The 9,425-nt window shown below is 54.9% G+C and carries 7 protein-coding genes and 3 pseudogenes; 5 read left to right on the plus strand and 5 right to left on the minus strand.

Going from position 1 to position 9,425, the window contains the following annotated elements; all coding sequences use genetic code 11:
• Positions 1 to 116: 116 nt before the first annotated feature.
• The 3 genes and pseudogenes from istA to EFD56_RS32885 all read left to right on the plus strand — a co-directional run.
• Positions 117 to 974: pseudogene (gene istA, locus EFD56_RS31910) on the plus strand (IS21-like element ISRel16 family transposase); the annotation flags it as partial.
• A gap of 11 nt (positions 975 to 985) precedes the next feature.
• Entirely contained in the window at positions 986 to 1,723 is a 738-nt protein-coding gene (gene istB, locus EFD56_RS31915; protein ID WP_007539334.1) for an IS21-like element ISRel16 family helper ATPase IstB, read from the plus strand.
• A gap of 151 nt (positions 1,724 to 1,874) precedes the next feature.
• Positions 1,875 to 2,222, plus strand: coding sequence for a hypothetical protein (locus EFD56_RS32885; protein WP_080712032.1), 348 nt, complete (start codon positions 1,875 to 1,877; stop codon positions 2,220 to 2,222).
• Here the strand turns inward: EFD56_RS32885 and nodD2 are convergent.
• Positions 2,202 to 3,158 carry a transcriptional regulator NodD2 gene (nodD2, locus tag EFD56_RS31920; RefSeq protein ID WP_004677768.1) on the minus strand — a complete coding sequence of 319 codons (957 nt, stop codon included), beginning with the start codon at positions 3,156 to 3,158 and terminating at the stop codon, positions 2,202 to 2,204. The genes EFD56_RS32885 and nodD2 overlap by 21 nt on opposite strands.
• A 387-nt stretch (positions 3,159 to 3,545) precedes the next feature.
• On the opposite strand from nodD2, the pseudogene EFD56_RS31925 reads away from it, so the two are divergent.
• Positions 3,546 to 3,713, plus strand: a pseudogene (locus tag EFD56_RS31925) (IS3 family transposase); the annotation flags it as partial.
• A 111-nt stretch (positions 3,714 to 3,824) separates the two neighbouring features.
• On the opposite strand, the gene EFD56_RS31930 reads toward EFD56_RS31925, so the two are convergent.
• From EFD56_RS31930 to EFD56_RS31945, 4 genes are all read right to left on the minus strand, one after another.
• Positions 3,825 to 5,414 (minus strand): class I tRNA ligase family protein, encoded by a 1,590-nt coding sequence (locus EFD56_RS31930; protein WP_126907118.1) that lies wholly within the window; start codon positions 5,412 to 5,414, stop codon positions 3,825 to 3,827.
• Position 5,415: 1 nt separating this feature from the next.
• Positions 5,416 to 5,745, minus strand: a complete 330-nt coding sequence (locus tag EFD56_RS31935) for a cupin domain-containing protein (RefSeq protein ID WP_004677772.1) — start codon at positions 5,743 to 5,745, stop codon at positions 5,416 to 5,418.
• 21 nt (positions 5,746 to 5,766) lie between these two features.
• Positions 5,767 to 6,546 carry a phytanoyl-CoA dioxygenase family protein gene (locus EFD56_RS31940; RefSeq protein WP_010018321.1) on the minus strand — a complete coding sequence of 260 codons (780 nt, stop codon included), beginning with the start codon at positions 6,544 to 6,546 and terminating at the stop codon, positions 5,767 to 5,769.
• Positions 6,547 to 6,627: 81 nt separating this feature from the next.
• Positions 6,628 to 7,914 (minus strand): lysine N(6)-hydroxylase/L-ornithine N(5)-oxygenase family protein, encoded by a 1,287-nt coding sequence (locus tag EFD56_RS31945; RefSeq protein ID WP_037145588.1) that lies wholly within the window; start codon positions 7,912 to 7,914, stop codon positions 6,628 to 6,630.
• A gap of 764 nt (positions 7,915 to 8,678) precedes the next feature.
• Between EFD56_RS31945 and EFD56_RS31955 the strand changes: the two are divergent.
• A pseudogene (locus tag EFD56_RS31955) lies at positions 8,679 to 9,425 on the plus strand (IS3-like element ISRel21 family transposase); the annotation flags it as partial.

The raw sequence follows: 9,425 nt of genomic DNA on the forward strand, positions 1-9,425 counted from the left end.
CCGACGGCGCTCTACAGACGTGATCACCTCAATTGGATGCTTCGTCATATGACTACTCCTAGTGTTACCACTAGGACTGGCAGTCAGAAGCCCTCTATCGCAAGACGGCCTTCACCGTGGGCTTACCCTATGCCGGGATGGCAGCTCACTACGGAAGCTCTGTTCTTCCGACGCGACCACGCCGGCCGCGGGACAAGGCGAAAGTGGAGGCAGCGGTTCGCATTGTCGAGCGCTGGTTGCTTGGCCGAATGCGCCACCGCGTCTTCTACAGCCTTGCCGACGTCAATGCGGCAATCATGGAATTGCTCGCCGATCTCAACGACACCCGTGTTCTGCGTCGTGTCGGGCGCACAAGGCGACAGTTGTTTGAAGAGATCGACTATCCGGCCCTGCGGCCGCTTGCCGTCGAACGATACGTCTTTGCTGAATGGAAGATACGCCGGGCTGGGCTCGATTATCATGTCGATATCGACAAGCACTATTACTCCGTGCCCTATCGTTTTGCCCGTGAGCAAGTCGAGGCACGCATCACCGCCAATACCATCGAGATCTTCTACAAGGGCGAGCGGATTGCCGCCCACCGGCGTTCGAGCGGCAATGGCAAGCACACGACAACTCCCGAGCACATGCCATCATCCCATCGCCGCTTTGCCGACTGGACGATAGAGCGCATTAGCCGCGAGGCGTCGGCAATCGGATCGGACGTTGCATTGCTCTGCGAGCGTATTCTCGCTGATCGGCCGCATCCGGAACAGGGCTACAGAGCCTGCCTGGGCATTATCCGCCTCGTCAAAGCATTCGAACGCGAGAGGGTCAACGCGGCCTGCGGCCGAGCATTGGAAATCGGCGCTCGAACCTATGGATCGGTGCGCTCCATTCTCGACAATCACCTCGACCGATCTTCGTCATCAAGCACAGCATCACCCGAGCCGATCAATCACTCCAACATCCGCGGCCCCCGCTATTACCACTGAGGAGACGACATATGCTTGCACATCCCACCCTTGATAAATTGAATGCCATGGGCCTGACCGGCATGGCCAAGGCGTTCAACGAACTGATCAGCAACGGCGAGAGCGAACAACTCTCCCATGCCGAATGGCTCGGGCTGCTGCTCGAACGAGAATGGAGCTCGCGCCACGATCGCAAGCTTGCCGCCCGTCTGCGGTTTGCCAAACTGCGCCACCATGCTGTGCCTGAGGATGTCGATTACCGCAGCGAGCGCGGTCTCGATCGGGCGCTGTTCATGAAGCTGATCGGCGGCGACTGGATCGATGCCCACGACAACCTCGCGATCTGCGGGCCATCTGGCGTCGGAAAAAGCTGGTTGGCCTGTGCGCTCGGGCACAAGGCTTGCCGCGATGATCGCTCGGTTCTCTATCAGCGCGTGCCGCGGCTGTTTGCCAATCTTGCTCTCGCTCACGGCGATGGCCGCTATGCAAGGCTGCAGCGAACCCTCGGGCACGTCCAGCTCTTGATCCTCGATGACTGGGGTCTGGAACCGCTCAACGAGCAGGCTCGCCACGACCTTCTGGAGATCCTCGAGGATCGCTACGGCCGCCGCTCGACAATCATTACCAGTCAGCTTCCGGTATCAGCCTGGCATGAGATCATCGGCAACCCAACCTACGCCGATGCCATCCTCGATCGCCTCGTTCACAACGCCCATCGCATAGACCTATCCGGGGAAAGCTTGCGGCGAAATCAGCGCCGGAAATCTTGACTCGCTACACGAATGAACTGACAACAATCACTGCCAGCAGGACCCCAGCCTCAGGGGGGCGAGATCATCCCGGAATCCCGGGGCGCAATCATCTCGGAACAAAGGGGCGGCTTCATCGGAATCGGCAGATTAGCTGAAGACGGCACCACCTGTGAGTGACCCGCAGGCCATTTTATCGACGAAGCTGAGCGCTACGCCCGTCGCCGATCGGCCGCCCTTCGGACGATTGCGCGACGTGCTGTCTAGCACCTTCGGCGGCAAATCGAAGGGTGCTGGGGGACCACAATTGCTCCGCACCGCAACCCGCCGCTACCGCCGCAAATACAGCAACCCAAAACCGTCGGAGCGAACTCAAAACTGGATAAAACTTGGGGGCAAGGTCAGCGGCCTTCCCCGGATGGATACCTTTGAAAAGCCTCTTTGGTGGCTGTTGAACACATTCGGGCTCGGGCGGATCTTACTCAAGCAGGAACCTTGGTCAGGAACCGGATTGTTGTAGCAACCCATGTATTTTAGGTGCGTTGGAGGACATCATACGGGAAGCTTCCTCAACCAATATCTCCCTGAACCAGATGCTCCCTGGATCGGCATTATGGAGCGCTGGCCATTGAACAGCTTCTGTGAAGACGGGGAGCGGTAACGGAAGGTTGATGATCCGCAAAGGGAAAGTACTTTCGTAATGCTCGACTAAGCGAAGCGGTAGGTTAGCTATGCGGTTCGTGCCACGCAGGACTGGTGGTATTAAGCTAAACCCTTGCACGACGACCTCCACCCGCCTCTGAATACCATTCTCGAGCAAGAACCAGCCCTCGACCGATGGCTTCAAAAAGCGCCCAAACGCGGCAGCGACGTGTCCCGTGGAGACATATTGCTCGATCGTCAGCGCTGAAGGTAGGTCCACATTTGTCGAACAGGCTACACATACAAACTTCTCTGTGAACAGTTTTGCGCTCGGGTGTGCGCCCGAGAGAAAAAATTCAGGCACGATGAGGAAGTCGACGTCACCGCGGCTAAGCATCTCGTACGGATCACTATCCAAAGGCAGCAACTCAAAGCTGACTGCGGGCGCTTCTCGAGCAACTCGCTCAATGATTTTATTGAAGTATATCAGCATCATGAAATCGGACAGAACTATTCTAAAGCATCTGTCAGACTTCGACGGGTTAAACGGCTCCCAAGAGATGATTGAGCATTGTACCTGCAAGAGAGTTTCACGCACTGCCGAGGCAAGTCCTTCGGCACGGGGCGTCAGCCGAAGTTCTCGACCATTCATTGTAAACAATTCGTCGCGGAAATAGTCCCGAAGCCTACCAATGGCGGCACTCATTGCTGGTTGACTTAGATTGATACTACGTGCGGCAGCCGTTAGGTTGCGCTCGGTCGTGAGCGCATCCAATGCAACGAGCAGGTTTAGATCAAGGCCCTTGAAACGCATCTTTAGTCACATCCAAACAACGGATATTTTATATCCAAACAATCGATTTTTCCAGTACAGAACCTTCCAGCATAGATCCAATGAAGGTTCGTCAAAAAGGCTTAGGTTAGTTTGGTGATCAATTAAGTAGGCCGCATAGTTACGATAGACGTTATAGTTGCAGATAATCCACTTTAAATATCGAATGGCACCTTAGCAATAGGCGATGTGGAGCGGCGTCACCGAGCGACATGAAATGCTAGTGAACGGATGGGCGGAAGTAGGTTCATCATATCGCGATACCGGAGAGGCTTTGCCGTACGCTGGCTATCGACTGGCGGGCTCCTTCTGTTTGGAAGCATGTTCAAGATATTGGTGGCGTGCCAGTAATTTGTGATGAAAAGATCAACGCGCCTGAAGGCGCTTGAGGAAGAGAACGCCACACTGAAGAGACTGCTCGCCGAGCAGATCCTGGATACGGCCCCACTTCCCGAGCTCCTTAAAAAAATAGAAAGGCCCGCCGCCAAGCGCGACGCCGTCGCACGCCAGAAAGCCGTCGTGGGCCTTTCGGAACGAAGTAGGTCGCCCGACTGCCGCCTTGCGTTCTCCGCTATCGAGATGCCGTCATCCGGTCGGCGTCCGCGTTACTCGCCTCGGGATCGTCAAAGCGGTTGCCGTCATTAAAAGCTAAGAATTCGGCCGGACTTGCCTAAATCGTCTTTCATAAGCCTCTATGAAGGCTTCCGGAATCGGGTCGCTAAACAATGGGAAATCAACCGGTTTGCGTAAGCCGGTGCTTGGCCGGATAGTGCCGCCATCGAGCCCCGGCCGCCATCCGGCTCCGAAAAAGAAAGCACCATACCGCGCCGCAAGCATCGGGGTCACAGGATTAAGAAGGCTTAGAAATACGGAAACTTCCGCTGCGCTGACTGAGGTATCTGCCCTTGAAAAAGACGCAACGTCGAAAAAGGCGTCTATGGCGTCCATGGCATCCCAGACGCGCAAGTCCTGCACCGCTTCGGAATATCGTTTAACATTGTGGTTCTGCTCGACTGTCAGCTTGTCGGCCGTCAGCGTCTCGTTACATCCGGCGGACTTGCGCAAAGCCGTTTCGAAAGCACGAATTCTAGCCGCGGTCTGAAGCAGCCCCTCGATCAGAAAATCGTTGTCGTTTGCGCCAAATGGCTTGGCGAGGCTAGCCAAATAGTAGCGCAGCACGTTCGTGTCGATATCTGCTGCCACCTCGTCAGCCCACACAGCGTGGTCACGGCTAGTAGAAAATTTCGCGCCTTCGAGCTTATAAAAGTCCTGAATTGCATGGTTGTATGGAATCGCATAACCGCGCGAGAACAAACTAGCAGTAACGCCGATCGTGTAATAAAACCGGTTATCCTGACCCATGAAGAATACGAGTCTCGTGCTCGCGTTGCGCATAGTGTCATCGAGATCTGCGCCATTTTGCTTGCAGAGGCGTTCGATTCCTGTCTCATAGCACCACAATCCTTCAAACCAAGTCATTAAAGTTTGGCCTGCCACCTCCACCGGGGAGTTCAAAGTCACACCACGGTCGAAATGCCGCGACATCGGCAATGCCATCAGTTTTGACCGTAGCCAGTCAAGTTCTTTGCGCTTTATGGATTCCGGCCATCCGCTCGCCTCAATGGCGTGATCGAGCCCCGGAGCAAATTTTTCAAGCTCAAAATGAACCTGTCGAATCGGGCGCAAGATAAGGCTCTGGCCGCATGTCGTGTGAATCGGGTTGCGTAGTAGATTGTGTTGCAGCGCCGAGCCGCAATCTTCGCAAAGGTTACTATCTGTTGGCGCGTTACAAGCTGGACACTCTCCGACCGCGAGTGAGTCTGCGGCGAACTCTTCGCACGTCCCGCAATACAGTTGCTCTCCGTCGCGCAGCTCAACGTAGCCGGACGCTCTTAGTTGGTCGTAGATCGCCAAGCTGCGGTCTTTGTGGTCTTCGCTTGAAGTCCTTACAAATACGTCCGGTTCAATATCAACTGACCGCAGACACTGCAGAATTTCTTCAATGTGCATGTGTGCGACGTCATCAACCGGCCTGCCAAGCTTTCGGGCTTTCACCAGCGTGTAAGTGCCATGTTCGTCCGCACCTGTCACGTGATAGGCCGCGTTGCCTACCATGCGGTGGTAGCGTACGAACACGTCGGCGAGAAGGTACACGCCACCTATATGCCCAAGATGCAGCTTGCCGTTCGGGCACGGCGGCGCCGAGCAGGCAAAAAAAGTATGTTGGTTTGCTCTCAATTCAATCCCACCATATCGAAAGGAACTTTAAGCTGGTTTGAGGGCTGCTATTTTTGATCGCGTGTTTTTGGTGCGGCGCTATATAGACCATCGTGTCCCCACTGACTGCGGAGGTTTCTCCATCGGATTGAAACACGCCGCTGCCCGAGATCAATACCCAGAGTTCGTGCTCTGGGTGCGAATGAAGATCGACCGCATCGCCAGGTACCACCTCCACAATCGATGTGCCGAAAGCCGTTGCGACTGCCTGCGGTAGATGCTCAAGTAACCGGCACACCAGAACGCCATACTCCTGGCGCATGATTGAGCGGTCGATCTGTTTCGTATACATGTTTGCCTCTGTCCTCTGCCTTCAATCGCGATAGAAAATGCCGTTCGGCGGCTTGAGCTCGTCGATGTTGGAGACCTTGCCCTCGGGAGGGTTGTAGGCGCGTTTCAGTTTGTTGTATTCGGCCCTCGTTGGCCCACCAGTTGAGGCACGCTGGAACACGAGATAAATCACCCTTCGAGAATTTTCACTTTTGTTGGGCTTTGAGTAATGTGGGGCATAGTCGTCAAAGATGAAAATGTCACCGGCCTTCCACGTTACGGGCTCCCAGGCCAGCCTGTCCGCGACCTCGGGGTACATTACGCCGCCGGCGTCCATTGGGAACACGCCCTTTTTGTGGTTCCCGGGGCTGAAGAAAAGCCCTCCGTTGTCTGGGCCGGAATCGTCGATGCCTATTGCAACAATCGCGTGCACCATCCGGTCTGGTAGCTTATGTGGGATATGGTAGATGTCCTGATGCGGGCGATAGCCGCCGCTGTCGGAGTACTTAAAGATCAGCAACTCTTTGAGCATGCGGGCATTTTCCCCCAGTAACTCTTCGACGATCGACTCGATACGGTGGTCAGCCAGCAGTAAATCACGCAGGGGGGCGTTAAATTCGAGGAAGTTCTCGACCTTCGAAATGATCCTCCTACCGTCAGTTGTTTTTTCGAACCATATCAGCCATTTGTCTTCACTTGTCTCCCAGCACGAAACATCAGCCACAAGAGCTGAAAGTTTATCTCGGCTTTCTAGATCGAGAAATGACTCAATCCTAATGTATCCAACGTCATCCCATGTTGATTTTTGTTCTTTGGTTAACATGTGTAACTCCTTTTTAGATTTAAAGCCGCCTGGTAAAGCTGCGTCGTGAGCAGGCGCCCCGAGCTGCACTGCACTGGAGTGTTATTTTGCGTTTTGTGTCTCTTGAGCGGGAAGTAAACCTAGGCACCCAAGGATCGGCCGATCTGGGACGTTCAGATAGTATTCACGCCGAAGCAGGCTATTGATGATGCGACCGTTTCGGTAGGCGACGAGCGATAGATTCACACTCTGCAAGCCACTTTGGACTGGGGATCGGTTTTGCAGATATACCTGGCCGGGGGCGTTGTCCTCGAATTGAACGGAGTAATCGTCCTTCACGACCGGCAGACCGCCTTCCATAGAAGCGGAAGCCAATAGGCGATCGATAAACGCTAGCGGGCGAGGCTCGAAACCGGTGGCGAGTACGACCCGATCAGCCACTACAGTCGGTCGCTGACAGGTGCCGTGCGAAGCCAACAGCGCGTGCCAACCGTCCGCATGAGGAGACAACTCCTTCATGACGACTGCGGGTAGCAGTTGAATGACATCGTCAATATTGCCAGTCGCGCTGCGGTGATAGATAGTTTCGTAAATGCGGTTGCTCAATTCTGCTGAAATGCCGTCACTGGTGAGTTTTTCGTCGTCGACAATAGTGCGACGTTTTTTAAGTGGCAGCGAATGAAAGCGCTGGCTGTAAGACGGCGTGTATGACACGTTGATAAAAGAGCTGTCATCCCTCGTGAACAGGTTCCCGCGTGACGTCACCCATGTAATTTTACCGATACCCGGACTGCCCAATAGGTGTTCAACAACCTCCGCACCGCTCTGCCCCCCACCAACGACTAATACGCGTTCACCGATGTCGATTTGTGGCCGATCCAGATAGCTCGCCACATGGTAGACCTTCTCGCCCAGCCAAGGTTTGGCGCATTCGGGAATTGTTGCAACGACACCGACGCCAATCGCAACTGAGCGTGCATGGTAGTGATCTCGAGTCGTCGTCACGCGGTAACCCTCGTCTAATCTGGTTACGTCGGTAACCTCCTCCCCAAACCGGAGTTGTGGCAACTGATGCGCAACCCATTGGAAATACTGTGTGAACTCTCTTCGCGACGTGGTCGCGTCGCACCGGTTTACGAAGCTGTACAGCCGTCCATGCACCGCGAGGTAGTTGAGAAACGAAAACGGACTGGTCGGATCTGCAAGTGTCACACAGTCCTTCAGCGGAGATACCTGCAGGCGACTGTTGGGCAGCAGCAGCCCAGGATGCCAATCGAAGCCGCTTTCCTTTTCGAAAAAGGCAGTGCGCAGCGGCGTCGGACACGCGAGTGCTGCAAGACTAAGATTAAAGGGTCCGATGCCTATACCGATGAGATCCAGCACTTGCATAAACACACTTCCTTTGGTTGGGCGGGCACGTGGGCAGCGATACGGAAATCATTATCGAAGGACGTCTGTCTCCTACACCGCCCTCCACAATGTCTGACTGGCGATTGCGATGTTGAGAGCGACCAGACCCGCCATCACGAGCATGGCAACGTCGATGCCATAAACAGCAATTAATGTGCCACCGAGATACGGGAATTCGAACGAACCCACGAAAATAAGCGAGTGTAAAGACTTGGGAGGCCGTTGAGATTGACAGACCACGTTCGCCAGCGAGGTTCACCACCATCGCATTCAAGGTCGAATAAGTGAGACCGTAGCCTATCGCAAAGAGAACGGTGGCGACGACGTACAGCAGCTCGCTTCCCGGGTTCAAAACCAAAAGTCCGATCCCAATCAGTGTCGTCACGAAGAGGGTGAGTGCTAGGCGCCCAAGCGGCAACTTACCGATCATACCCGCGACGGAGAATCGCAATGTGACAGTCGTGACGGTGAATGTCAGAAAGAAGACATTCGGTGAGAGTCCGCGCGTTTCGGCATATATGCTTTGAAACGTGGACAGGCCTGCGAACGTACAAGCACCGATCGCCAACATGACCACCGGCAACACCGTTCTCCCCCACAAAATAGACATGGTCGTCGGATCGGATAAGCGACGGCGCTGGTAGAAAGTTGCGGCTGATGCTGATCTGAACCCTTCAAACTGGACCAATTTTGGTTAGAGTTTTCCGGTGCATTTTCCTGGCTGGGAAAGGGACCAGAAGACGATGAAAGCGTCGCAGTTTTCGGACGCTCAGAAGGCGTTCATTCTGAAGCAAGGTGATGAAGGCGTGTCGGTTGCTGAAATCTGCAGGAAGGCGGGGATCAGCCAGGCGACTTATTTCAACTGGAAGAAAAAATACGCGGGCATGCTGCCACCGGAGATGAAGAGGCTGAAACAGCTCGAGGACGAGAATTCGCGCCTGAAGAAGATCGTCGCGGATCTGACGCTGGACCGCGAGATGTTGCAGGATGTCATCCGCCGAAAGCTCTAAGGCCTGCTCGGAAGCGGGAGATGGTGAAAGGCATGTGCTGCGATTGGGCGATCTCGATCCGACGTGCTTGTGGAGCGTTGAACTTCGATCGATCAACTCACCACTATACCTCTCGCCGTGCTGATCAGGCCGGTCTGGAACGTCGTATTCGCGAGATCTGCGAGATCCGTGTGCGGTACGGCTATCGCCGCGTGCATGTGCTGTTGGAACGCGAGGGTTGGGGCACCAACATCAAGCGAACCTACCGCATTTACAGGGACTTGGGGCTACAGTTGCGGAACAAGACACCGAAGCGGGGGGTAAAAGCCAAGCTTCGCGAGGATCGGCACATGGCCGTCGGACCCAACGACGTCTGGGCGATGGACTTCGTTCACGACCAACTCGCAACGGGTAAGAAACTGCGCGTGCTGACGGTGGTCGACACCTTCTCGCGCTACGTGCCGGTGCTTGATCCACGTCATAGCTATAGAGGCGAAGACG

Source organism: Rhizobium phaseoli, assembly GCF_003985125.1.
Taxonomy (GTDB): domain Bacteria; phylum Pseudomonadota; class Alphaproteobacteria; order Rhizobiales; family Rhizobiaceae; genus Rhizobium; species Rhizobium phaseoli.